This window comes from Pseudomonas sp. CYM-20-01, from assembly GCF_023169845.1.
Classification (GTDB): domain Bacteria; phylum Pseudomonadota; class Gammaproteobacteria; order Pseudomonadales; family Pseudomonadaceae; genus Aquipseudomonas; species Aquipseudomonas azotoformans.
The window spans coordinates 358,099-381,896 of record NZ_AP025169.1; the positions used below are offsets into that span (position 1 = coordinate 358,099).

At 62.8% G+C, this 23,798-nt stretch carries 18 protein-coding genes; 16 read left to right on the forward strand and 2 right to left on the reverse strand.

Going from position 1 to position 23,798, the window contains the following annotated elements; genetic code table 11:
* Positions 1 to 2: 2 nt before the first annotated feature.
* Together M2497_RS01625 and M2497_RS01630 are read left to right on the forward strand one after the other, a co-directional pair.
* The gene (locus tag M2497_RS01625) at positions 3 to 1,061 is read left to right on the forward strand and encodes an HlyD family secretion protein (RefSeq protein ID WP_248485603.1); all 1,059 of its coding nucleotides are present in this window, start codon (positions 3 to 5) and stop codon (positions 1,059 to 1,061) included.
* On the forward strand, positions 1,058 to 2,608 hold the full coding sequence (locus M2497_RS01630; RefSeq protein ID WP_248485604.1) for an efflux transporter outer membrane subunit: 1,551 nt from the start codon (positions 1,058 to 1,060) through the stop codon (positions 2,606 to 2,608). The genes M2497_RS01625 and M2497_RS01630 overlap by 4 nt, the downstream gene beginning before the upstream one ends.
* On the opposite strand, the gene M2497_RS01635 is transcribed toward M2497_RS01630, so the two are convergent.
* Together M2497_RS01635 and M2497_RS01640 are read right to left on the reverse strand one after the other, a co-directional pair.
* Positions 2,508 to 3,212 (reverse strand): DUF3142 domain-containing protein, encoded by a 705-nt coding sequence (locus M2497_RS01635; protein ID WP_248485605.1) that lies wholly within the window; start codon positions 3,210 to 3,212, stop codon positions 2,508 to 2,510. The genes M2497_RS01630 and M2497_RS01635 overlap by 101 nt on opposite strands.
* Positions 3,209 to 5,377, reverse strand: a complete 2,169-nt coding sequence (locus M2497_RS01640) for an outer membrane assembly lipoprotein YfiO (RefSeq protein ID WP_248485606.1) — start codon at positions 5,375 to 5,377, stop codon at positions 3,209 to 3,211. The genes M2497_RS01635 and M2497_RS01640 overlap by 4 nt, the downstream gene beginning before the upstream one ends.
* A gap of 168 nt (positions 5,378 to 5,545) precedes the next feature.
* Between M2497_RS01640 and M2497_RS01645 the strand changes: the two genes are divergently transcribed.
* The 14 genes from M2497_RS01645 (at position 5,546) to M2497_RS01710 (ending at position 23,791) form a co-directional block, all read left to right on the forward strand.
* Complete coding sequence (locus M2497_RS01645) at positions 5,546 to 7,150, forward strand: glycosyltransferase family 39 protein (RefSeq protein ID WP_248485607.1); 1,605 nt, start codon at positions 5,546 to 5,548, stop codon at positions 7,148 to 7,150.
* A gap of 33 nt (positions 7,151 to 7,183) precedes the next feature.
* Positions 7,184 to 7,438 (forward strand): DUF2789 domain-containing protein, encoded by a 255-nt coding sequence (locus tag M2497_RS01650; RefSeq protein WP_248485608.1) that lies wholly within the window; start codon positions 7,184 to 7,186, stop codon positions 7,436 to 7,438.
* A 271-nt stretch (positions 7,439 to 7,709) separates the two neighbouring features.
* Positions 7,710 to 8,120, forward strand: coding sequence for a MarR family transcriptional regulator (locus M2497_RS01655; RefSeq protein WP_248485609.1), 411 nt, complete (start codon positions 7,710 to 7,712; stop codon positions 8,118 to 8,120).
* Positions 8,117 to 10,195 (forward strand): FUSC family protein, encoded by a 2,079-nt coding sequence (locus M2497_RS01660; RefSeq protein WP_248485610.1) that lies wholly within the window; start codon positions 8,117 to 8,119, stop codon positions 10,193 to 10,195. Before M2497_RS01655 ends, M2497_RS01660 begins: the two co-directional genes overlap by 4 nt.
* Positions 10,192 to 10,401, forward strand: a complete 210-nt coding sequence (locus tag M2497_RS01665) for a DUF1656 domain-containing protein (protein WP_010214247.1) — start codon at positions 10,192 to 10,194, stop codon at positions 10,399 to 10,401. Before M2497_RS01660 ends, M2497_RS01665 begins: the two co-directional genes overlap by 4 nt.
* Positions 10,398 to 11,288, forward strand: a complete 891-nt coding sequence (locus M2497_RS01670; RefSeq protein ID WP_010214245.1) for an efflux RND transporter periplasmic adaptor subunit — start codon at positions 10,398 to 10,400, stop codon at positions 11,286 to 11,288. The genes M2497_RS01665 and M2497_RS01670 overlap by 4 nt, the downstream gene beginning before the upstream one ends.
* Positions 11,285 to 12,727: an efflux transporter outer membrane subunit gene (locus M2497_RS01675; protein WP_248485611.1), complete on the forward strand. Its 1,443-nt coding sequence runs from the start codon at positions 11,285 to 11,287 to the stop codon at positions 12,725 to 12,727. Before M2497_RS01670 ends, M2497_RS01675 begins: the two co-directional genes overlap by 4 nt.
* Before the next feature lie 81 nt (positions 12,728 to 12,808).
* Complete coding sequence (locus tag M2497_RS01680) at positions 12,809 to 13,441, forward strand: NADH:ubiquinone oxidoreductase subunit N (RefSeq protein ID WP_179029421.1); 633 nt, start codon at positions 12,809 to 12,811, stop codon at positions 13,439 to 13,441.
* Between the two features lie 146 nt (positions 13,442 to 13,587).
* On the forward strand, positions 13,588 to 15,084 hold the full coding sequence (locus tag M2497_RS01685; protein ID WP_248485612.1) for a YdgA family protein: 1,497 nt from the start codon (positions 13,588 to 13,590) through the stop codon (positions 15,082 to 15,084).
* Between the two features lie 299 nt (positions 15,085 to 15,383).
* Entirely contained in the window at positions 15,384 to 17,864 is a 2,481-nt protein-coding gene (gene pgaA / locus M2497_RS01690; protein ID WP_248485613.1) for a poly-beta-1,6 N-acetyl-D-glucosamine export porin PgaA, read from the forward strand.
* A 12-nt stretch (positions 17,865 to 17,876) separates the two neighbouring features.
* The gene (gene pgaB / locus M2497_RS01695; RefSeq protein ID WP_248485614.1) at positions 17,877 to 19,874 is read left to right on the forward strand and encodes a poly-beta-1,6-N-acetyl-D-glucosamine N-deacetylase PgaB; all 1,998 of its coding nucleotides are present in this window, start codon (positions 17,877 to 17,879) and stop codon (positions 19,872 to 19,874) included.
* Positions 19,875 to 19,876: 2 nt separating this feature from the next.
* Positions 19,877 to 21,217, forward strand: coding sequence for a poly-beta-1,6-N-acetyl-D-glucosamine synthase (gene pgaC / locus M2497_RS01700; RefSeq protein ID WP_071493227.1), 1,341 nt, complete (start codon positions 19,877 to 19,879; stop codon positions 21,215 to 21,217).
* 2 nt (positions 21,218 to 21,219) lie between these two features.
* Entirely contained in the window at positions 21,220 to 21,702 is a 483-nt protein-coding gene (gene pgaD, locus M2497_RS01705; protein ID WP_248485615.1) for a poly-beta-1,6-N-acetyl-D-glucosamine biosynthesis protein PgaD, read from the forward strand.
* A 367-nt stretch (positions 21,703 to 22,069) separates the two neighbouring features.
* The gene (locus M2497_RS01710) at positions 22,070 to 23,791 is read left to right on the forward strand and encodes a ShlB/FhaC/HecB family hemolysin secretion/activation protein (RefSeq protein WP_282579042.1); all 1,722 of its coding nucleotides are present in this window, start codon (positions 22,070 to 22,072) and stop codon (positions 23,789 to 23,791) included.
* Positions 23,792 to 23,798 lie beyond the last annotated feature (7 nt).

Genomic DNA, 23,798 nt, shown 5'->3' on the forward strand with positions numbered 1-23,798 from the left:
TCATGAAACGCAAAGATAAAATCGCCGTCGCCGTCATCGCTGTATTTGCTGTCGGCGTGCTGGTTTACCTGGTCGCGCCGGGCGTGTTGGGCAGCAAGCGCCAGACCACCAACGACGCTTTCGTCGCCGCTGACTTCACCCTGGTGGCGCCGCGTGTGGCCGGCTTCATCAAGGAGGTGCTGGTGGAAGACAACCAGCGCGTCAAGGCCGGCCAGCTGTTGGCACTGATCGACGACCGCGACTTCCGCGCCGCTGCCCAGGCCGCCGATGCCGACGCCTTGGTCGCCCAGGCCCAACTGAAAAACGCCACCGCGACCCTGGAGCGCCAAAGCTCGGTGATCGCCCAGGCCCAGGCCACCGTCGCGGCGGACCGTGCCGAAATGGCTTTCGCCGAACACGAACTGAACCGCTACAACCACCTCGCCGGTGTGGGCGCCGGCACGGTGCAGAACGCCCAGCAAGCCAAGACCCGCATCGACCAGGCCACTGCGCGTCTGGCCAACGCCACGGCGGTGCTGGCGGCCGAACGCAAGCAAGTGGAAATTCTCACCGCCCAGCGCGATGCCGCCGAAGGCGGACTCAAGCGTGCCCAGGCCGCGTTGGAACTGGCCAGTTATCAGCTGTCGTACACGCGCATCGTCGCGCCGGTGGATGGCATGGTCGGCGAGCGTGCGGTACGGGTAGGCGCCTATGTGACACCGGGCAGCAAGATCCTTGCGGTCGTGCCGCTGGAGGAGGCTTATGTGGTGGCCAACTTCCAGGAAACCCAGCTCTCCCATATGCACGCCGGCCAAGCGGTGCAGGTGCGCGTCGACAGCCTCGATGGTGAGTTGCTCAACGGTCATCTTGAAAGCCTCGCGCCTGCAACCGGGGTGACCTTCGCCTCGGTCAAGCCCGACAACGCCACCGGCAACTTCACCAAGGTGGTACAGCGCATTCCGGTAAAGATTGTCCTCGAACCCAACCAGGCCCACATCGAACGCCTGCGTGTCGGCATGTCGGTGGAAGCCAGCGTCGACACCCGCCCGGTCGCGCAGCAGCGTGAGGTCGCCCAGCAATGAAGCGAGTTGCCTGGCTCACCTTGAGCCTCATCAGCCTGAGTGCCTGCACGGTCGGTCCGGACTTCCACACGCCTCAAGGTCCGCAAGTGACGCAATGGAGCGAGCCCCAGGGGCGCCAGGCAGCCAGCCGTGCCGTCACGGAACCCTTGCAGGAACGTTGGTGGGATGTGTTCCAAGACGCGCAACTCTCGGCCCTCACACGCCGTGCGCTCACCGATAACCTCGACCTGAAACTGGCCAGCAGTCGCCTGCAACAAAGCCGCGCTGTACGCCAGGTGACGACCGCCGAGCGTTATCCCGAGGTTGATGCGACGGGGGCTTACCAGCGCAAACGCAACAGCGGCAAAGGCCTGAGCGACCCGTCCGGCGAGAACGGCCGTGCGGCGTTCAACCAGTGGGACGCGGGTTTTTCCGCCTCCTGGGAGCTGGACTTCTGGGGCCGGGTAAAACGCGAAACCGAAGCCGCCGACGCCACCCTGCAAGTCGCCGAAGACGACCGCCGTGCCGTGCTGCTATCGGTACTTGCCGAGACCGCCCAGGACTACATTCAACTGCGCGGCGTGCAGAATACCCGCGCCGTCACCGAGCAGAACCTCGATGTCGCGCGCCACAGCCTCAAGCTGTCGCAATTGCGCTTGGCCGACGGCGTGGCGACCGACCTGGATGTCGCCGAAGCCGCCGCCCAGGTCGCCGCCATCGAGGCGCGCTTGCCAGACTTGCAACAGCGCCAGGACCAGCTGATCAACGCCCTCAGCCTGTTGATGGGCGCGCCGCCGCAAGCGCTGCACGTGCAACTATCCAAGGACGCCGCCGTGCCGCAAACCCAGCGCCAGGTCGCGATTGGCCTGCCGTCCGAACTGGCCGAGCGCCGCCCGGACATCCGCCAGGCCGAGGCCCGCCTGCACGCCGCCACCGCCAGCATCGGCGTGGCCAAGGGTGACTTCTACCCGCGTATCACCTTGTCCGGCAGCCTCGGCTCCCAGGCCATGCAACTCTCGGACTTCGGTTCCTGGGGCTCCCGTGCCTTTGCCTTCGGCCCGCAATTGAGCCTGCCGCTGTTCAACGGCGGGCGCCTGCAAGGCATGTTGAACCTGCGCGAAGCCCAGCAACAGGAAGCGGCGCTCGCCTACCAGCAAACCGTGCTGCGCGCCTGGCATGAGATCGACGATCAGTTGACCCGCTACAACGCCAGCCAACTGCGCCGCGACAGCCTGGCCGAAGCCGTGCGCCAGAACCAGATTGCCCTGCGCACCGCGCAACAGCAGTACGTGGAAGGTGTAGTGGATTTCGTCAACGTGCTCACCGTGCAAAGCGCGCTGCTGGCGACGCAGGAGCAGTGGGTGGAAAGCTCGACCGGCGTGTCCCTGGCGATGGTTGGCTTGTATAAAGCGTTGGGTGGCGGCTGGGAATCGGTGTATCCATTGCGCACGGTGGGTGCGGGTCAGGTTACCGATTCTGCAAAAACACCACGTACCCCCGAAACCACTCGCTCCCCTGCAAATACCCCGGCGCTTCCCACTCTCCACCCTGAATCAAGCCGATCTTGAACGGCAGCCCCATCCGATTCATGCGTGGCAAGTACGCCGCGTAATCCGGGATGCTATGGCGCCCCTGGTACGTCTGCACCACCACCTCATCCACCACGCCCTTGAGTTGGGCGATGGCAGCCGGGTCGGCGTTGCTGCTCCAGTCCATCAGGCCGGTGATGCTCAGGCGCAGGTCGGCCGGCAAACGCCGGCGCAGGTCGCGCAAGAACCCGGCGTATTCGTGCAGGTATTGGGTGCGCGCATCGAAGTCGATCTGGATACCGACTACCGGGTTGCCCGCGTCGCGCCAGCGTTGCACCTGGCCGAGCAGTTGGCTGTAGACCGGCTCGGGCCAGCGCAGGGTGTGGGCGCGGTAGACGATCCAGATGTCGCCCTGGGTCAGGCGCGGCACGCTGATGCCTTGGGCTATAATCCGCACGCCGCGCTGGGGCGCGCGGCGAGTCGAGTTGATCTGGCCCTGGAGGATGTACAGGGTCTTGGCCTGCTTGAGTACCGGCTGTGGGGTGACGCCACTCCACAGCCAGAAGGCGTCATAGTCGCGGGCGTCGACGGCGCCGAAGGCCGGGCTTGCCAGTAGCAGCAAGCCGAGCCACAGGTGTCTCACCAGTAGTACTGCAGGGACTTGCCCCACTGGGTGTCGGCGAAGCCGGTTTTCAACTGACGGAACCACGCCTTGCGCACGGCCGGCTCCACATCGACGCCGCCGCAACTGTTGTAGCCCGATGGCCCATAGCAGTTGATCGCACGGAACAGCGCGTAGGCCTTGTCGTTCTTCGGCGCCTTGGCGTTGCCGATCACCTGTTTGTAGCCGTCCAGGCGCGAGAAGGTTTCACCCTTGAAGTCCGATGCGCTGCTGCCCAGGCTGCCGGCGGCGCGTGCCTGTTCCAGCGGCATGCCGTCCAGGCCGTTGCGCAGGATGAATTCGCCCAGGCAGTTGAGGCCCTGTGGGTTTTTGTCATCGGCCTGCAAGGTTGCGGCGATCTGCGCGATGCTCGGGCAGGCGTAGCCGGACTCGGCTTTGTCGCCATTCCACTGGAACAGCTTCAAGGTCTGGCTGACGCTGTAGACGTAGCCCAGGCTGGTGCCCAGTTTGTCTTCCGGGGCGCTGGCCGGCAGTTGCTTGAGGTCGTCGGCGAAGGTGGCGAACTGGCCGCGCAGCAGGTCTTTGTAGAGCAGCACGAATTGTGCGGTCTGGCGTTCCAGCGGGTCGCTGGCCTGGGCGATCTGCTGGCGCAGCAGCTCAGGGCCGGCGACGTTGCGCAGCAGGATATAACGCACCTGCTTGGCGCTGATCGGCGAGTCGGCGGCGAACACCTTGTCCAACTGGCCGCTGCGCTCGTAGTTCATCGCCAGGGCCAGCTCCAGCTGGTCGCGTTGCAACGGCAATTTCGCCAGCGGCAGCAGTTGCAGCCAGAGGGCTTCGGCGCCTTTCCAGTCCTTTTTTTCTTCCAGGGCGAGGGCGCGTAGGGTCTGTTGGCTGAAGGCGAAATAAGTCAGGTTCGACGGTACGCTTTGCGGCAACAGCTTCAAGGCGGCGTCGGGCTGATGCTCGCTGTACAGCGCATTGACCGCCAGCAGGTAGTCATACAGCTCTGGCGCATTGGCGAATGCGGCTTTTTGCTTTTCCAGGTCGGCGCGGGAGAGGGCGGGCTGGTCGCCACCGCGCATCACCATCAAGTCACTGACAAACTGGATCATCGGTGTACTGACGGTTTCGCTGTTGACCATCAGCAGCTTGAGGTCGGCTTCCTGCACCAGCTCATCCACCGACACATTGCGTTGTGTGTCAGTGGCCTGGGTCATGGCCCAGGCGTAGGCTTCGGCGAGTTTGCTGTTGTCATCCCCCAGCCAATAAACCCGCCGCAGCAGGCCACGGGCGGAGGCCACGTATTCGCCCTTTGGATAAGCCTCCAGGTAGCCGAGAAAACCTTGCTCGGCATCGTTCAAGGCCGACTTATCCACACGCGCGAGTTGCGGCATGCCGTATTCGTCGAAGGCTTCAGCCTGGGCCTGGTTCAAGGACGTGCGTGCGGTCATGTACGACGCAGCTTCCTTCAGCCAAGGCAGATTGCTGGCGCCGGCAGCGATAAAACCCCGTTCGGCGTCGCCGAAGCGGCCGCTGTAGAAATCGGCGGCGGCTTGCAGGTAGGTACGCATCAGTTGGCCATCGGCGGACTGAATCTGCTGCGCGTCCACCACCTGGCCTTCCCAGGAGCAGGCGGTCAGCAGCTGCAAACGCGCCTTCACCAGCAACTCGCGCTCGGCTGCCGGCATGTCGGCCTTGATCACCTGGCTGATGAACGCTGTGGCGCTGTCATCGTCGTTGCTGCGGCAGCGGCTGCCTTCGCCACTCAGAAACGCTTCCCCCGCAGTTTTGTAGTCGTCGCGCTTGATACCCAGGGGCTGGAGCAGCGTGTCCAGTTCGGCAGTGCGCGAGTCGTCGGGCTTGTTGTCCGGTTCCTCGTTAGTGCTCGGAATCGGCGCCAGGCGATAGACCGCAAAGGGCACAGGACCAAAACCTTGGGACAGATCGTCTTCGCTCAACGCGTTGGGTGCCAGGGGCGCTGAAGTTTTGTCAGCCAGCAGCAGGCGCAGGTTGACGCGACTGTCGTTGCCGGGGCTGAGGAAGGGCAGGTTGCTGCACGAATCGAGGCTGTCACGCGAAACCCGCCAGTCGGGGTAGCACGAGTCGTCGGAGCTGGCCTGGGCCTGTTGGGAAATACCGGCGAGCAATGCCAGTGCCAGGGGTGACAGAAAACCGATGCGCATGACGTGTCCTTGATCCTGAGTCCTTGGAGGGGCGCAATAATAGCCTGTTCCTACGGTTGCTTCGGAGAAGCCCTGCACAAATTGCTGATTTGTCCGATTCCAGCGGCGGATCTTGGGCTTTTGTCCTAGAGTGGCGGTGTTTGCGCTTGGGCAATCAGGGGAATTGAGGTGCGTCGGTCTGTGGTAGAGCAAAACGAAAAGGTTGGGACGTTACCGGCGCTCAATCGCCTCACGTGGGAAGGTGCCGGCTGGATCAGCCGTCTCTGGTGGGTGCCGATCTTGGCGCTGGCCATGGCCCTGCGCTTTTACCAACTGACGGCGGCGGCGATCTGGGGCGACGAAGGCTCGAGCCTGCTGCTCAGTGAATACGCCGTGGGCGACCTGTGGTTTCACGCGGCGCACGACGTGCACCCACCGCTGTATTTTTTCCTGCTGCGCGGCTGGATCGAGCTGTTCGGCGACAGCATCTGGTCGATTCGCGGCATGAGCGCCATTCCTGGTGTGGTCGCCGTGGGCCTGGGCACCTGGCTCACCCGGCAACTCTCCACCCGGCGCGCGGCGGTGCTGGCGGGGATTCTGCTGGCGCTGTTGCCGACCGCGGTGCGTTACAGCCAGGAAGTGCGCATGTATTCGCTGCTCGGCGTGTGGCTGCTGGGCGCCACGCTGGCGCTGGTGTACTGGGTGCGCCAACCCGAGCGCACGCGCTATCTGGCGGCGTATGTCGTGTTGATGACGGCCGGTTTCTACACCCATTACTTCACCGCGCTGTGCGTGCTGGTGCACTGGGCTTACCTGGGTGTGTTGTGTGGTACGGCGCCGCAAGGCCAGCGCCTGATCACACGCCCGGCCTGGTGGGTGGCCAACGCTGCGATTGTGCTGCTGTACTTGCCGTGGCTGCCGAACCTGCTGGACCTGGTACAGCATGTCGAACAGCTCAAGGTGGGGGGCGACATCGGTTGGGAAGATCCCGTCAGCCTGTTCTCCCTGCCGTCGATGATCTGGCAGTTCGTGCTGCAGGATGAAGGCGTCGGCTTCTGGGCGCCGTTGTTCTGGCTGTTCCCGCTGCTGCTGGTGGCGGTTGTCGTCATCACGGCCTGGCGTGATCGCGAGCGCCACCGACCGGCCAGCCTGATGGTGCTGTTCTTTCTGTTGCCGCTGCTGCTGGTCTACGGCGTGTCGTTTGTTTCCCCGGTATTTATCGAGCGTTACCTGACGGTATACGCCCTGGGTTTGCCGATTCTGCTGGCGATGGCCATCGACCGTCTGCCGTCGCGGTTTGCACTGCTGGGAGCGGCGTTGTTCGTGCTGTTTGTCGGTGTAGAGCTCGTGGGGTTGAAGAACAATTTCACCGTGGATGAGCACGACCAATTCAACGTGCCGGTGGAGTTCGTCAACCGCAATTACCAGGAAGACGACCGCATCGTCCTCAGCGACATGTTGTGGTACTTGAGCTACGTGTATTACGACCAGACCGACGCCCAATTGCAGCTCTACACCCCACCCAAGCCGGATGGCACCTCAACCCGGCCGAATGCCTACGGCTTCGGCACCCTGGTGGACCAGGACGGCGGGCGCATCTACCTCGACCGCCTGTCGGCACTGCCCGCCGAAACCCGCCGCGTGTGGCTGATCAGCAGCAACGAAGCACCGGACGAATTCGCCCCGCTGCCCGAAGGCTGGCGCGAACTCAGCCGCCAGGATGGCGGAGGCGCCAGGGCGCGGTTGTTCGTGTTGTGCAACGTCCCGTCGGCGCAACCCGAGGGCTGCCGCTAGACTGGGTGAATGCTTTTCTATCAGGAGCCCGTCATGCAATCGCCCGTACATAGCTTGCCGTCACTGTTCAAACAGCTCGGGTTGCCGGATGACCCGGTGAGTATCGAGAAATTCGTGGCGGTGCATTCACCGCTCAAGCCGGATTTGAACCTGGCGGATGCGTTTTTCTGGACGGACAGCCAGAAGGCGTTTTTGCGCGAGGAAATTCTGGAGGATGCGGATTGGGCTGAGGTGGTGGATGAGTTGAATCTGATGTTGCGGGGTGGGCGAGGGGGGCAAAAAACTTAGCAGAAAGGGCAAAAGTTAAAAAAATCTGGTGAAGGTTAAAAAAATCTGAGGTTTTACCGCGTTAGTGAACTTTTTCTGACGCAAGGGCCTGGGTTTGATGGCCGGAATTCAGTACTGGCCCCCAGACCCGCTTTACTTACCCCTACCACCCACCACCCATCCGCAAAATTGTTTCAAAACTTGACGCGATAGGATCCATCCACCATATTGATAGTTAGCAAACTAACTGTATGCGAACTATCCAGTGCCTCAATCCCTCGAACAACTCCAGATGAACCTCAGCAGCAGCATGGTGGTGGGCGCCCGTAACTGGCGCAAAATCTGCCAGACCACGCTGGTGAGCTATGGCATCTCCGAAGCCTGCGCCGTGCCGTTGTTGATGATCGGCCGCCTGGGCGACGGTGTGCATCAGGTCAAAGTGGCCCAGGCCTCGGGGATGGAAAGCCCGTCGCTGGTGCGCCTGCTCGACCGGCTGTGCAGCGACGGCTATGTGTGCCGCACCGAAGACGTACACGACCGTCGCGCCAAGTCCCTCAGTCTTACCGAGCGTGGCCGCGAGTTGGTGCAAGCGGTGGAAGAGCAACTGGTGCGCCTGCGCAAGGACGTGCTGGCAGACATCGCCCACAGCGATATGGAAGCCGCGCTGCGCGTGCTGCGTGCTTTCGAGGCGGCGTCGCTTTGAACGGATTTTTTACCGGCTTCCCACCCGCCCGCGATTGGTTTTACGGGGTGCGCACCTTCGCGGCCTCGATGATTGCCTTGTACATCGCCATGCTTATGCAAATGCCACGTCCGTACTGGGCGATGGCCACGGTGTATATCGTTTCCAGCCCGTTTGTCGGCCCGACCAGTTCCAAGGCGCTGTACCGTGCCATCGGCACTTTCATGGGCGCGGCGGCGGCCGTGCTGTTCGTGCCGATGTTCGTGCAGTCGCCCTACATGCTGGTGGTGGTGATTGCCCTGTGGACGGGCACTTTGCTGTTCCTGTCGATGCACTTGCGCACGGCGAACAACTACGCGCTGATGCTTGCCGGCTACACCTTGCCGCTGATCGCCCTGCCGGTGGTGGATAACCCGCTGGCGGTGTGGGATGTCGCCGAAGCGCGCACCGAAGAAATCTTCCTCGGTATCGTGGTAGCAGCGGTGGTGGGCGCAATGTTCTGGCCGCGCCGGCTCATGCCGGTGTTCGATGGTTCGGTGGCCAAGTGGTTTGCCGATGCCCAGGTCTACAGCCAACGCTTTATCACGCGAAATGTGCAGCCTGAAGAAATCAGCACCTTGCGCGGCGGCATGGTCGCCACCTTCAACACCCTCGAATTGATGATCGGCCAGCTGCCTCACGAAGGCGCACGGCCGCAGACGGTGCGCAATACCAAGGAGCTGCGCGGGCGCATGATCCACCTGCTGCCGGTGGTGGACGCCCTCGACGACGCGCTCTATGCCATCGAACATCGCGCGCCGGAGTTCCTCGATAAAATCACGCCGCTGCTGGAAGCGACCAGCCAGTGGCTGGAGGACACCCAAGAAGCGGCGCCGATGGAACGCTGGCGCGTCCTGCGTGACCAGGTCGACGCCCTGCAACCGAGCGGCGAAGCACTCGATGATCGTCATACGCTGCTGTTCTCCAATGCGCTGTATCGTCTGGCCGAGTGGATCGACCTGTGGCAAGACTGCCGCAGCCTGCAAGCCGCCATCCAGTGCGAAAGCCAGGACACCTGGCGCGCCGTGTACCGTCACTGGCGCCTGGGCCGGCTCACGCCGTTCCTCGACCGAGGGCTGATGCTTTACTCGGCGTTTTCCACCGTCACCGCGATCATTGTCGCGTCGGTACTGTGGATCCTGCTCGGCTGGACCGACGGCGGCAGCGCGGTGATCCTGGCCGCCGTCGCCTGCAGCTTCTTTGCCTCGATGGACGACCCGGCGCCGCAGATCTACCGGTTCTTTTTCTGGACCGCCATGTCGGTGCTGTTCGCCAGCCTCTATCTGTTCCTGGTGCTGCCCAACCTGCATGATTTCCCGATGCTGGTGCTGGCCTTTGCGGTGCCGTTCATCTGCATCGGCACGCTCACCGTGCAGCCGCGCTTTTACCTGGGGATGTTGCTGACGCTGGTGAATACCTCATCGTTCATCAGTATCCAGGGCGCCTATGACGCGGACTTCCTCAACTTCGCCAACGTCAACCTGGCCGGGCCGGTGGGCCTGCTGTTCGCCTTTGTGTGGACGCTGATCGCGCGGCCTTTCGGCGCTGAGCTGGCGGCCAAGCGCCTGACCCGGTTCAGCTGGCGCGACATCGTCGGCCTCACCGAACCTGCGACCCTGGCCGAACACCGGCACATGGCCGTGCAGATGCTCGACCGTCTGATGCAACACCTGCCACGCCTGGCGCTGATCAACCAGGACACCGGCACCGCCCTGCGCGATTTGCGCGTGGCGTTGAACCTGCTCGACCTGCTGGCCTACTCGCCGCGCATCCTCGGCGTGCCACGGGTGTTGCTCAACCAAGTCGTCGAAGGCGTTGGCGGTTACTTCAAGGCGTGCCTGAAGGCCGGTGAACGCCTGCCCGCGCCCAGCGGTCTGCTGATGACCCTCGACCGCACGCGCCGCGCGCTCAACGGCCAGGGCCTGCAAGACGAAGACGACACCCGGCTGCACTTGTTGCACGCGTTGGCCGGTTTGCGCCTGGCGTTGCTGCCGGGTGTGGAGTTCATTGGCGGTACTGAGATGGAAGCGCCGCTGCCTGATGGAGCGCCTTTATGATCGGAGATCTGGATATCAGCGGGGTGTTCCTGCCCACGCTGCTGGTGCTGATGGGCATTACGTATGTGTTGTTCCTGGTGGTGCACGGGTTGTTGACCCGCCTCCACTTCTATCGCCTGGTCTGGCACCGGGCATTGTTCAATGTGGGGCTCTACGCGCTGTTGCTGGGCGCGGTGGACTCACTCAGTCGATACCTGATGACATGAAAAAACCTTTTTTGACCATCGGCCGTGTAGTCCTCACGTTGTTGATCGTAACGTTTGCGGTCGTCGTGGTGTGGCGCATGGTCATGTACTACATGTTTGCCCCCTGGACCCGTGACGGCCACATCCGTGCCGACATCGTGCAGATCGCGCCGGACGTGTCCGGGTTGATCCAGCGCGTGGACGTGCGCGACAACCAGCTGGTGACCAAGGGCCAAGTGCTGTTTGCCGTGGACCAGGACCGCTTCAAGCTGGCGCTGCGCCAAGCCCAGGCCGCCGTGGCCGACCGCCAGGAAACCCTGGCCCAGGCCCAGCGCGAGTACAAGCGTAACCGTGGCCTGGGCAACCTGGTGCCCAGCGAGCAACTGGAAGAAAGCCAGTCCCGCGTGGCCCGTGCCCAGTCGGCCCTGGCCGAAGCCCAGGTGACGGTGGATTCCGCGCAACTGAACCTCGACCGCTCGGTGATCCGCAGCCCTGTGGATGGCTACGTCAACGACCGTGCGCCGCGTACCCAGGAGTTCGTCACCGCCGGGCGCCCGGTGCTGTCGGTGGTCGACAGCAACTCGTTCCACATCGACGGCTATTTCGAAGAGACCAAGCTCGACGGTATCCACGTCGGCATGGGTGTGGACATCCGTGTGATCGGCGACAACGCCCGCCTGCATGGCCATGTGCAAAGCATCGTCGCCGGTATCGAAGACCGCGACCGCAGCAGCGGCTCCAACCTGTTGCCCAACGTCAACCCGGCGTTCAGTTGGGTGCGCCTGGCCCAGCGGATTCCGGTGCGTATCGCGTTTGACGATGTGCCGGCGGACTTCCGCATGATCGCCGGGCGTACCGCCACCGTCTCGATCATCGGCGACAAGGTCAAAGACGGAGACAAGCCATGAAGCAGCTGTTGGCCGCCGCCGCGCTGGGGTTGCTGCTGTCGGCCTGCCAAGCGGTGGGGCCGGATTACACGCTGCCGGAAAAGTCCGCCATCAACCGGGGCGATCTGCAAGGGCAGATCGCCGGCGAGGGTAGCAATGTCGTCTCGGCCCCGGTGCCGGCCGACTGGTGGAAGCTGTACAACGACCCGCGCCTGGATGAGCTGGTGCGCCAGGCCATGGCCTCCAACACCGACTTGCGGGTGGCCGCCGCCAACCTGCAACGCGCGCGTTTCCAGACCCAGGAAGCTGAGTCGGCGGGCGGCTGGAGCGCGGGCGCCAAGGCCGAGGCCCAGCGTCTGCAGGAATCCGGCGAGGCGTTTTTGCTGACGGAAAAAGTCCCGGTGGCCAACATCGGCAGCGTGGGAATCACCACCTCGTACCAGTTCGATTTGTTCGGCGCCTTGCAGCGCGGTATCGAAAGCGCCCAGGCCAACGCGGATGCGGCTCAGGCTGCCGCCGACATCGCCCGCATCACCCTGGTGGCGGATGTGGTGCGCTCCTACACCCAGGTGTGCGCGGCCAACGAAGAGTTGGCCATCGCCAACGAGTCCCTCGACCTGCAAGCCCAGAGTACTAAGCTGACGCAGCGCCTGCGTGATGCCGGACGCGGCGATGAAACCCAGGTCACCCGCTCGCAGACCCAATACAAATCCCTGCGCGCCGACATGCCGCGCTACGAAGCGGCGCGCCAGGCCGGCTTGTTCCGCCTGTCGATGCTGCTAGCCAAGCCGGTGGACCAATTGCCGGCCGGCACCGGCACCTGCGCCGAGCTGCCGCATATCGCGCAATTGCTGCCGGTGGGCGATGGCGCGGCATTGCTCAAACGCCGCCCCGATGTACGCCAGGCCGAACGCCAACTGGCCGCCGCCACCGCGCGTATCGGTGTGGCCACCGCTGCGCTGTACCCGGACATCAGCATCGGCGCCACTGTTGGCACCGTCGGCATACTGGATGACTTAGGCACGGCGCCTACCAACCGCTGGGGCTTCGGCCCGATGATCAGCTGGACGGTGCCGACCAACGGCGCCCGTGCGCGTATCCACGAAGCCGAAGCCGCGACCCAGGGCGCCCTGGCGCACTTCGACGGCGTAGTGCTCAATGCCATCCGCGAAACCCAGACCGGCCTTGCGCAATACACCGCGCAACTGCAACGCCGTGATGCCCTGAATGAGGCCGGCGAGTCGGCGAAGGAAGCGGCGGGGCAGACCCATCGCTTCTTCCAGGCCGGTCGCGCATCGTTCCTGGCCGACCTGCAAGCCACCCGCACCTATACCGATGTGCGCGCACAGCTGGCAGCGGCCAACACCCAGGTTGCCATGAGCCAGATCGATCTGTTCCTGGCCCTGGGCGGCGGGTGGGAAAGCGGACGAACGCAAGCGTCACAGCCCGGCAAACCCTGAGCTAAAAGCTATGCTTGGTCAGGTGGGGCGCCGTGACGCTCCACCTGACACTGCTCGCGTTTGCTCATGGGGATTCCAATAATGAAAAACCCTTATGCTCCCGCTTTCTGGTGCGTGCTCTTCGCACTGGTGCTGTTATCGGCTGCTTATTTCTACGGCGTCATGCTGGCTCACCAACTCGACAAGGCCATGGTGTTTCTCGACAGCGCCTGCCTGGTGATCGGCACCCTGTCCATCGGTGTGGTGGCCTGGGCCTCTTACCAAAATCAACGGGTGAAGCGAAAGCTCCTCGAACAGGGCAAGACCCGTGTGGCGATCTGGGACACCAAGGTCGCGCTGCGCAGGGTCGAGACCGTGTTCGACCGCTATTTCTGGGGCAGCTATTGGCAGCCGGGGCGTACCTTCCAGGAAGTCATGGGCGACCTCACCGGCACCCCCCTGGAAAAAAGCCTCGAAGTCCTGAAAAAACAGTGCGTGGCGCTCGACCAGCAAGTGGCCGACGGTCGGCATTGGCTGAATAACGCGCGGGAGCTGTCCGACGTGGCCACGCAAATGGCCCGCGAGCGCTACCAGCTGGACTTCTGCGACCCCAAGGCCGATACCCCCGGCAACGCCGTGATACACCGCGAGTTTGAGGTACTGGTGTACACCTGGACGGCGCGGTTGAAGAGTTTCGACCACCAGTTGGATGAAATTGAGTTGGAGTACTCCTGAACTACTGCTGAACTGATCCCTCTGAAAAGCTGGGCCGTTCGCGGCCCCCAGTGCTAATCTTCCCCCGTTTTCGGCGGGCTTGAGCCAACCCCCTCGGGGTTCAAGGAAGACAGCCCACTTCTCACAGGATTTGATCAGGTCACTTCATGAATAAGCCAGCAGTCGTTCTTTTGGGTTTTGTTGTCGCCGTGGGCGTCGTCAGCGCAGGCGGTGCCTGGTACACCGGCAAGCAGTTGGAGCCGGTGCTGCAAACGGCCGTGCAGGACGCCAACAAGGAACTGCAACGCTCCATGGCCGGCGTCGACGGCAGCGTTTCCCTCGAGCTGGTGTCCCTGGACCGTGGCCTGTTCAGCAGTACCGCGCACTATCGCCTCAAGGGCCAGGGCTCGGTCTTCGGCGAACAGAACCCGAACCCCGAGCTGCTGATTGTCGACCACATCGAACACGGCCCGCTTCCATTCTCGCGCCTGGTGTCGCTGAAATGGCTGCCGGTCATGGCCACCAGTCACTATGCACTGGAAAAGAACGCCACCACCGAAAAGTGGTTCGCCGCCGCCAAAGATGTGTCGCCGCTCAAAGGCGTGGCCAATATCGGCTACAGCCGTTCGGTGAACGGTAATCTCGAACTGCTGCCCCTGGAGTTCAAGGATCCGACCGGCTCGTTGAACTTCTCTGGCCTCAATCTGGATTTCGACAGCACTGCCGAAGGCAAGAAGGTCAAGGTTGATGGCTACATGAACAGCCTCAAGCTGGCCGTTGTCGACGCCAACGGCGCGCCATTCGACGCTGAACTGGCCGGCCTGACCGTGGCCAGCAACCTGGAGAAATCCACCTTCGGCTTCTACACCGGGCAGAACACCATCGAGCTGAGCGACGCCAAAGTCACGTTCGGCCCGCAGAAAGCCGTGCTGACCCTCAAGGGCTTCGAGCAGAAAGACTCCAGCGAAGTCAAAGACAACAACATGGCCGGCCGCGTCGATTACAAGATCGACGAGATCGGCTATCAGGGCAAACCGGTCGGCTCTGCCGCCATGGCCCTGAGCCTGAAGAACATCGATGTGCCATCGGGCCTGGTGTTGACCAAGTTGTACCAGGACAAGATGCAGCCGGTGCAAGCCGCCGCCGCTGCCGGTCAACCAGTGCCGGAGCTGCAATTGACCGAAGCCGAGCAGGCCCTGGCCGAAGCCAACGTCAACCAGTTGCTGGCTGCCAAGCCCCACCTGGCGCTGGAAAACCTGTCGCTGAAAACCACCCACGGTGAGAGCAAATTCAACCTGGTGCTGGACCTGGCCAAGCCGACTTCCATGGAACTGCCGCCGGTTGAGCTGGGCAAGCAAATGGTTTCGCTGCTGGATGCCAACCTGACCTTGTCCAAGCCGATGATCGCCGACGTTGCCGCCCTGCAAGCGCAGGTTGGCGGTGTGACCGACCCTAAAGCCATCGAGCAGCAATCCCAGATGGCCAGCGAGATGGTCAGCGGCATGGCCGTGGGTACACAGCTGGCAACCCTGGTGGGCAGCGACGTAGTGTCCAAGCTGCACTACGCCAACAATGAAGTGACCTTCAACGGCCAGAAGATGACCGTCGAGCAGTTCATCAGCTTCGTCATGTCCAAAGTCGGTGCGGTTGGCGGCGCGCAGTAAAAATTTCGCCATCGCCCTGAAATAAAAATGGGGGAGCGGGGATGCCCGCGATAAAGGTCAAACCGTCGACACTCATGTCGACTGGCAACCCTCTATCGCAGCTAACCCTGCTCCCCCATTCGTATTTCAGATTTGCAGTGCAATTCTGAACAATTGTTATGACTTGTCCTTTTCCATCCGCGCGTCGGGGATAGTTCCTACAGGAAAGCTAGGTCGGGTCACGAGACGCCGACACCCTGATGCAAATTGCTCAGGACCACCTATCGTTACAGCTTTCCGTGTGTAAGGAAGCTCACGATATGCTGCGAACACTCCCACTCAGTGCCTCAGGCCGTTTGCGGCTGCTCATCGGGGTAACCTTGTGCAGCCAGTTGCTGATGCCCACTTTCGCCTTGGCCGACCCGGCCTACGACGCCCTGATCATCCAGGCGCGCAACGGTAACTTCACCCCCGCCCTGACCCAATTGCGCCAATTGCCAGCCGAGCGCCAGACGCCAGGCCAGATCAGCGACCACCTGGTGATCGCTGGTTGGGCCGGCCAGGATGCCGAAGTGCTGAAGGTGTACGAGGCGCAGGGCCAGAATCGCAACCTGACCGCCCAGGCGCTGGCCACGGTTGCGCGCACGTATCGCAATCAGAAGCAGTGGGCGCAGGCCGAAGCGGTCTATCGCAAGGCGCTGTTGCGTGAGCCGAATAATATCGATCTGCAACTGGGCCTGGCCCTCACCGAGGCTGACGGTGGCAAGGCCAGCGAAGCGGTGCAGCGCACCCGCGCACTGGTGGCCGCCAAGCCCGACGATCCCAACCGCCGCATGGCGCTGGGCTACGCCCTGACCCGTGCAGGCTTGCAGTACGACGCCTTGTTTGAATTCGACCAGGCCTTTATCCGTGCCGGCGACAAACCGGAGGTCGCCCGCGAATACGTGGTCGCCCTGCAAAAGGCCCGTCTGCCGCAACCGGCGTTGCGCCTGTCGGCCCAGCGTCCGGGGCTGGTCGATCCGGTGACCCAGCGTCGCCTCGAAGGTGACCTGGCCGCAGAGCGCGTGCGCATCGCCGAGTTCGCCACCCGTACCGAAAAAGAACGCTATGTGATCGCCGACCGTGCGCTCCAGGACTACGACAAGCTCCTCGCCCGCTGGACCCCGGACGCCACCGCCCATGACGACGTGGTGATCTGGCGCATCGACCGCCTGGGCGCGCTCAAGGCACGGGCGCGTACCGCTGAGGTGATCCGCGAGTACGAGACCCTCCAGGCTGAAGGTGTGCGGTTGCCCACCTACGCCAAGCGTTGGGTGGCCGCGTCCTACCTCGACCAGCGTCTGCCGGAAAAGGCTGCACCGTTGTACCGCGAGGCGCTGGACGCACCCGATGCGGACGTGGGCGACCGTGTTGAAGACACCACCGCGCTGTTCTACGCCTTGCTCGAAAACGACCAGGTGGACGAGGCGCGGGCGGTCGCCAAGCATTTGGCCGACACCCAGAAACCCCGGGTTGAACTCAAGGGGCTGCCGATTGGCAACCCGAACGATGAGTGGATGGACGCCCAACAATTGTCCGCGCAGGCCGGCACCTACGGCGCCGACCTGCCCTCCAGCGAAAAAGCCTTGGACGACCTGGTGAGCAAGGCCCCAGGCAGCATAGGCCTGCGCCTGGCGCAAGCGGAAATGTACCGCGCCCGTGACTGGCCTCGACGCGCCGAACGCTCGCTCAAGGAAACAGAGGCCCAGGCCCCACGCGACATTGGCCTGGAGGTGAGTCAGGCCTACACCGCCCTGGACCTGCAGGAATGGCGTCAACTCGACATCCTCACCGACGACGTAGTCGCCCGTAACCCCGACAACCGCCAGGTGCAGCGCCTGCAACGCCTGCGCGAGGTGCATGACATGGCCGAGCTGCGGGTCGAGGCCTACACCGGTAAAAGCTTCGGTGGTGGCAGCAACGGCGATGCCGGTGCTGTCTCGGGTAGCCGTGACTGGGGCATTGAAAGCCGGCTCTACACGCCGCCCATCGATGAAGACTGGCGCCTGTTCGCCGGCGCCGGCTATGCCCGCGCCACGTTCGAAGAGGGCACCGGGCAGCATCGTTGGCAGGTGGTCGGTGTCGAGCGGCGGACCCGCGACATGACCATTGAAGCCGAGGTCTCCAACCATTCCTACGGCGATGGCTCAAAACAAGGCGCCGCCGTTTCGATTGCCCGCGACATCAATGACAACTGGCAATACGGCGGCAGCCTGGGCTACCTGCTGTCCACCACCCCATTGCGGGCGCTGAATGACGGAATTACGGCCAACGGCGGCAGCGGTTTCATCCGCTGGCGCGCCAACGAAAGTCGCGAGTGGAAACTGACCCTCAGCCCGTCCCATTTCAGCGACGGCAACGACCGCTTCGAAGCCTTGCTCAGTGGCCGCGAAGGCCTCTACAGCTCGCCGAAAGTGCAAGTGGACCTGGGCCTGGAAGTCGGCGCCAGCCGCAACAGCAAGGAAGACACGATCTACTTCAACCCGAAGTCGGACTTCACCGTGTTGCCGGTCCTCAACATCAACCATGTGCTCTATCACCGCTACGAGACCCAGTGGAGTCAGCAGTTCCAGGTCGGTGCGGGTACCTACAGCCAGCGGGACTATTCCACCGGTGGCATCGGTCTGGTGGGCTACGGCCAACGCTTTCGCTGGAACGATGTCCTGGAAGCCGGCGCCAATCTGAGCCTGGTCAGCCGACCATACGACGGTGATCGCGAACGCGATCTGCGTCTGCTCGTCGACCTCACTTATCGTTTCTAGAAGAGCCTGACCATGACCGTCTTCAGCCGTTGCCTGTTGATCCTGGGTGTAATGCTGGCCAGTGCCTGCGCCCAGCAACCCGCGCCTTTCACTCCACCCGCCGAGCGGCCGACCCCGGCCAACGAAGCGCCGTGGCCGAAAAACCATTTCCTGGGCATCGCCTACCACGACATCGAGGACCGCGACCCCGATCAGGCGGTGGTGGCGGTGCGTACCGAGCGTTTGATCGAGCAACTTGCGTGGCTGCGCGAGAACGGCTACCAGGCGGTCAGCGTCGACCAGATCCTGGCGGCGCGCAACGGTGGGCCGGCGTTACCGCCCAAAGCCATCATGCTCAGCTTCGATGACGGCTACTCCAGTTTCTACACCCGTGTGATGCCGGTGCTGCGCGCCTATCGCTGGCCTGCGCTGCTGGCGCCGGTGGGCTACTGGATTGACACGCCGATGAACCAGCCGGTGGACTTCGCCGGCCAACCACGGCCACGTGGCGAGTTCCTCACCTGGCAGCAGATCCGCGAAGTGTCGCAGTCGGGCCTGGTGGAAATCGCCGCGCACACCGACAACAACCACAAAGGCATCCTGGCCAACCCCCAGGGCAACCTGGAGCCGGCGGCAACCTCGCTGCGCTTTGACCCAGCCACCGGCAGCTATGAAAGCCAGGCGCAGTTCGATGCGCGCATGCGGGCCGACGTCGTAGCCATCTCCAACAAGATCCAGAACGTCACCGGCAAGAAACCGCGCGTGTGGGTATGGCCGTACGGTGCTGCCAAGGGCACCTCGCTGGCGATCATTGGCGAGCAGGGCTACCAGATGGCCCTGACCCTGGAAGATGGTCTCGACAGCTCTGCCGACTTGATGAACAGCCCGCGCTTCCTGGTGGCTTCCGACCCGGATGGCGAACACTTCGCCAACAGCATCGTCGCGGCGCAAACCAAGGCACCGATGCGCGTGTTGCATGTGGACCTGGATAACGTCTACGACCCGGACCCGGCCCAGCAAGCGCGCAACCTCGACCAGTTGGTGCAGCGCGTGGTGGACATGGGCGCAGGCACTGTGTTCCTGCAAGCCTTCGCCGACCCCAAGGGTGACGGCCTGGTGCATGAGCTGTACTTCCCCAACCGCCACCTGCCGGTGCGTGCCGACCTGTTCAACCGCGTCTCCTGGCAACTGCACACCCGGGCGCATGCTGCGGTGTACGCGTGGATGCCGGTGCTCAGCTTTGCCCTCGACCCCAAGCTGCCACGCGTGACGCGTTGGGACCCGCAAACCGGCCAGGTCGGCCTCGATCCGGACCAATACAAACGCCTGTCGCCGTTTGATCCGCAGGTGCGCAAGATCATCGGTGAGATCTACGAAGACCTGGCGCGCAACAACGCCATCGACGGCGTGCTGTACCACGACGATGCGGTGCTCAATGATTTCGAAGACGCCAGCCCTGCCGCGCTCAAGGCCTACGTTGCCGCCGGCCTGCCGGGCACGATCCAGGCCTTGCGTGCCGACCCTGCGGTGATGCAACGCTGGACGCGCTTCAAGAGCCGCTACCTGATCGACTTCACCAAGGAGCTGACCGCCAAGGTCCGCGCCATTGGTGGGCCGCAGTTGCTGACGGCGCGCAATATCTTCGCCGAGCCGATGCTCAACCCAGGCAGCGAAACCTGGTTCGCGCAGAACCTCGATGACTTCCTCCAGACCTACGACTGGACCGCGCCCATGGCCATGCCGCTGATGGAAGGCCAGGAATACAAGACCTCCAACGCCTGGCTGGAGAAGCTGGTGGCGACGGTCAAGGCACGCCCTGGCGCGCTGGAGCGCACCGTATTCGAACTGCAAGCCAAAGACTGGCGCACCAAGGCCGCACCGGACATCGACAGCCAACAGATGGCTGAATGGATGGGTGTGCTCAAGCGCCAGGGTGTCACGAGTTTTGGCTACTACCCGGACAACTTCCTGGAAAACTCCCCGGACCTGAAGACTGTGCGTCCGGCCCTTTCCAACCAATGGAACCCTTGACCATGTTCGATAGAATCCTGGCTTTATTCGTGCTGGCATTGGTATTGGGTGTGCCCCTGGGCCTGATCTTCCTGGTCACCGGGCAGTTCCTGATGGACTTTGTGTTTTTCTACCCGCTGTTCATGTCGGCGTTGTGGATTGCCGGCGGCCTGTACTTCTGGCTGCACTGGGAGCGCCACTGGCCCTGGGAAGAGGACACCCCGGCGCCAACCCTGGCCGGCAACCCGCTGATCTCGATCATCATCCCTTGCTACAACGAAGGCGATAACGCCGCCGATACCATTCATGCGGCGCTGGGTCAGCTGTACCCGAACATCGAAGTGATCGCGGTGAATGACGGCTCCAAGGACAACACCGCCGCCGTACTTGATGCCCTGGCATTGGAGAACCCGCGCCTGCGCGTGCTGCATCTGGCGCAGAACCAGGGCAAGGCCGTGGCCCTGCGCATGGGCGCCGTGGCGGCGCGCAGCGAATACCTGGTGTGCATCGATGGCGACGCGTTGCTCGACAAAAACGCCGCGGCCTATATGGTCGCGCCGATGCTCGACAACCCGCGTCTGGGCGCCGTCACCGGCAACCCACGCATCCGCACGCGCTCGACGCTGATCGGTCGAGTGCAAGTCGGCGAGTTCTCCTCGATCATCGGCTTGATCAAGCGTACGCAGCGGGTGTTCGGCCGGATCTTCACGGTGTCGGGTGTGGTGGTAGCGTTCCGTAAAAAGGCGCTGGACCGCATCGACTACTGGAGCACCGACATGATCACCGAGGACATCGATGTCAGTTGGAAGCTGCAGCTCGATCACTGGAGCATCTTCTACGAGCCTCGCGCGCTGTGCTGGATCCTGATGCCCGAAACCGTCGGCGGCCTGTGGAAGCAGCGCCTGCGTTGGGCCCAGGGCGGTGCCGAAGTGCTGTTCAAGAACATCCGTGGCATCTGGCAATGGCGCCATCGCTACCTGTGGCCGCTGTTGTTCGAGTACTGCCTCTCCACTGGTTGGGCGTTTACCTTCCTGTTGTCGGTGATCTTCTACGTGCTCGGCAAATTCATGGTGCTGCCACCGGCCATTACCGTGGACTCGCTGGTCCCGCCGGCGTTTACCGGGCTGGTGTTGGCGATGGTGTGCCTGGTGCAGTTCGCGGTGAGCATCATGATCGACCGCCGCTACGAGAAGGACCTGTGGAAAACCCTGTTCTGGACCGTGTGGTACCCGATGGTGTTCTGGCTGGTGAGCCTGTTCACCACCCTGGTCAGTTTCCCCAAGGTGCTGTTCAACCAACATCAGAAGCGTGCGCGCTGGGTCAGCCCTGATCGCGGCATCAAACCTACCGAAGAGGAGGCGTGATCATGAAACTGGTCAGAACCCGCCAGCGTTTGGTGATGTGGATCATTGATGTGGTGTTGACCCTGATGGCCTGGGCCGGGTTGATCTGGCTGCTGGCGCGCGGGATCACCTCGATGCTGGATACCCACGGTGGGCCACGCATCCAGGCGCCGATTTTTGCCGCGCTCAATACCTTGCAGGTGTACCTGTGGATTGCGTTGTTCAACGCCGTGATCCTGGTCACTTGGGCGCGCTACCAGCAACGCAAGGGGCGCAAGTTTGCCCAGCGCCGTGCCGAGGGCAACGCCCTCAGTGACAAGCGCCTGAGCGAGAGCTTCAGCCTCGGTGAAGGGGACCTGGAGCAGTTGCGCCGACCTGGGGTGTTGGTGATCCAGAATGACGACGAGGGCGGTGTGGCGGGTGTGAAGTCCCATGTCTCCCGCGATGTGGAAAAACCGGGGCTGACCCTGGTGCCCGGCAAGGACCAGAACAAAGACGCCAGCTGAGCCAGCAGGCTGCAAGGTCGTTCCCATGCAAGGTGGGAACGACCTCGGTTAATCCCGACAAGTGGGATCCAATTCACAAAACGCCCGCGAACTTTTCTGCTTTTTCCGGTACTAACTTATCTCGGCAAGAACTTGATGGCCAATTAATGGCAATTAATAAGTTCTCCGATGAATCGCGATCAATAGTGCTGCCGCTGGTCGGAATAATACTTCCGATGACACGCCGCACATCTATCTGATTAAATTTAGTTGTTATTAATCAACGAGTTGTGTGGATAACTAGTACGAATGTGCAACTAGCTCGGTGTTTTGAGTGAGTACAAGTTCGATGTTAGTTTGCCGGCCCTTGATTTTCGACGGATCGAACATGTCTTTGTTATTGCCACGGACTCGGTACTTTCTGTGCACTTTCCTGCTCGCTTATTTGAGCCTGAACAGTGCCATGGCCGCCCCTACGCCAGGGGATCAGGACCTGATCCGCGACCGCCAGAACCGTCTTCTGGAAGAGCAGCGTCGGCGCCTGGAAGAACTCCAGGACCTGCCTGGCAAAGAAGCCAAGCCCCAGGCTCCGGCCACGCCTGTCGACACCCGCTGCTTCCCGATCAAAGACATCGAGCTCAAGGGCGCGGACAGCCTGTCCGGCGCCGACCGCACGCGTCTGCTCAAGCCCTATATCGGCCAATGCCTGGGCGTGGCGCAGCTCAATGAGCTGCTCAAGGTGATCACCGACTACTACATCGCCAAAGGCCGCGTCACCAGCCGTGCCTACCTGCCGCAACAGGACCTCTCCAGCGGCCACCTGCAGGTGCTGGTGGTCGAAGGCAAGCTCGAAGGCTTGAAAGGCGCCCAACGCAGCACCGTCACCGACCGCGAACTGGCCATGGCGTTTCCTGGCAAGGTCGGCGAGGCGCTGAACCTGCGGGAGGTCGAGCAACTGGTCGACCAGCTCAGCCGCTTGCCGTCCAGGCAGGCGCAGATGGAACTGACCCCCGGCAGCCAGATCGGCGGCAGCGAAGTGCTGGTCAAGAACACCCCGCAAAAGCCCTGGCGCGCCAGCCTGTCGCGCAACAACGACGGGCAGAAAAGCACCGGCGAACAGCAATGGGGCGCAGGCCTGGAATGGGACAGTCCCCTGGGCCTGGCCGATCAACTGATCCTGCGCGGTGGTCACGACGCCATCAGCGACCACCAGAAAACCTCGAAAAACAGCATGCTGTATTACAACGTGCCGTGGGGCTGGTGGAACTTCAGTTACACCTACAGCGAGAGCGACTACCGCACGCCGGGCGACCTTGACGGCTACAAGTACAAGCAGACAGGCGACAGCCAGAACCACCAGCTGCGTGCCGAGCGCGTGGTGCATCGCGATGACGTGAGCAAGACCTCGGTCAATGTCGGCCTGACCCATCTGCGCACCAACAACTACTTCAACGACGAGCGCCTGGACGTCAGCAGCAACCGCCTCAGCGAGTTCCAGGTGGGCATCAACCATGGGCGCCGCATCGGCAGCGCCTTCGTCAACCTGGATGTCGGCATGCAGAACGGTACCGGCGCCTTTGACGCCCAGAAGGATGACCAGGAACGTATCCGCGGCAACCTCACCCCAACCCCGCGCTACCGCAAATACACCGCCACAGTGAGCTACCTGCAACCTTTCACGCTGTGGGGCGAATCGTTGAGTTTTTCCAGCCTGGCCACCGGGCAGCGCAGTGAAGACGTGTTGTACCCGGCGCAACGCATGAGCCTCGGCGGCTCGTATTCGGTGCGCGGGTTCAAGGACCAGCAACTGACCGGCGACAGCGGCGGCTACTGGCGCAACGAAGTGCGCTGGGCCCGCCCGGTGACCCTCGACTGGATGCGCCCGGCCTTTGTCGAATACGGCGCCAGCGTCGGTTACGACCAAGGCGTGATTCGCCACGATCGCTACAACGATGACCAGCACGGCCGGGTGTCGAGTAACTCCCTCGAGCTGTTCGCTCGCGGCAAAAACGTCAGCACCAGCGTGACCTTTGCCCACTCCCTGGAGCGACCTGGCGTGATGACCGAGCGCGAAGCGCCGATCTATTTCCGCCTGGATTTCTACCTGTAATTCAACG

Bases quoted from the DNA above. Each gene is read 5' to 3' on its own strand.
- M2497_RS01625 (WP_248485603.1), top strand. From the start codon at position 3: ATGAAACGCAAAGATAAAATCGCCGTCGCCGTCATCGCTGTATTTGCT.
- M2497_RS01630 (WP_248485604.1), top strand. From the start codon at position 1,058: ATGAAGCGAGTTGCCTGGCTCACCTTGAGCCTCATCAGCCTGAGTGCC.
- M2497_RS01640 (WP_248485606.1), bottom strand. From the start codon at position 5,377: ATGCGCATCGGTTTTCTGTCACCCCTGGCACTGGCATTGCTCGCCGGT.
- M2497_RS01650 (WP_248485608.1), top strand. From the start codon at position 7,184: ATGCAATCGCCCGTACATAGCTTGCCGTCACTGTTCAAACAGCTCGGG.
- M2497_RS01655 (WP_248485609.1), top strand. From the start codon at position 7,710: ATGAACCTCAGCAGCAGCATGGTGGTGGGCGCCCGTAACTGGCGCAAA.
- M2497_RS01665 (WP_010214247.1), top strand. From the start codon at position 10,192: ATGATCGGAGATCTGGATATCAGCGGGGTGTTCCTGCCCACGCTGCTG.
- M2497_RS01670 (WP_010214245.1), top strand. From the start codon at position 10,398: ATGAAAAAACCTTTTTTGACCATCGGCCGTGTAGTCCTCACGTTGTTG.
- M2497_RS01675 (WP_248485611.1), top strand. From the start codon at position 11,285: ATGAAGCAGCTGTTGGCCGCCGCCGCGCTGGGGTTGCTGCTGTCGGCC.
- M2497_RS01680 (WP_179029421.1), top strand. From the start codon at position 12,809: ATGAAAAACCCTTATGCTCCCGCTTTCTGGTGCGTGCTCTTCGCACTG.
- M2497_RS01685 (WP_248485612.1), top strand. From the start codon at position 13,588: ATGAATAAGCCAGCAGTCGTTCTTTTGGGTTTTGTTGTCGCCGTGGGC.
- pgaA (WP_248485613.1), top strand. From the start codon at position 15,384: ATGCTGCGAACACTCCCACTCAGTGCCTCAGGCCGTTTGCGGCTGCTC.
- pgaB (WP_248485614.1), top strand. From the start codon at position 17,877: ATGACCGTCTTCAGCCGTTGCCTGTTGATCCTGGGTGTAATGCTGGCC.
- pgaC (WP_071493227.1), top strand. From the start codon at position 19,877: ATGTTCGATAGAATCCTGGCTTTATTCGTGCTGGCATTGGTATTGGGT.
- pgaD (WP_248485615.1), top strand. From the start codon at position 21,220: ATGAAACTGGTCAGAACCCGCCAGCGTTTGGTGATGTGGATCATTGAT.
- M2497_RS01710 (WP_282579042.1), top strand. From the start codon at position 22,070: ATGTCTTTGTTATTGCCACGGACTCGGTACTTTCTGTGCACTTTCCTG.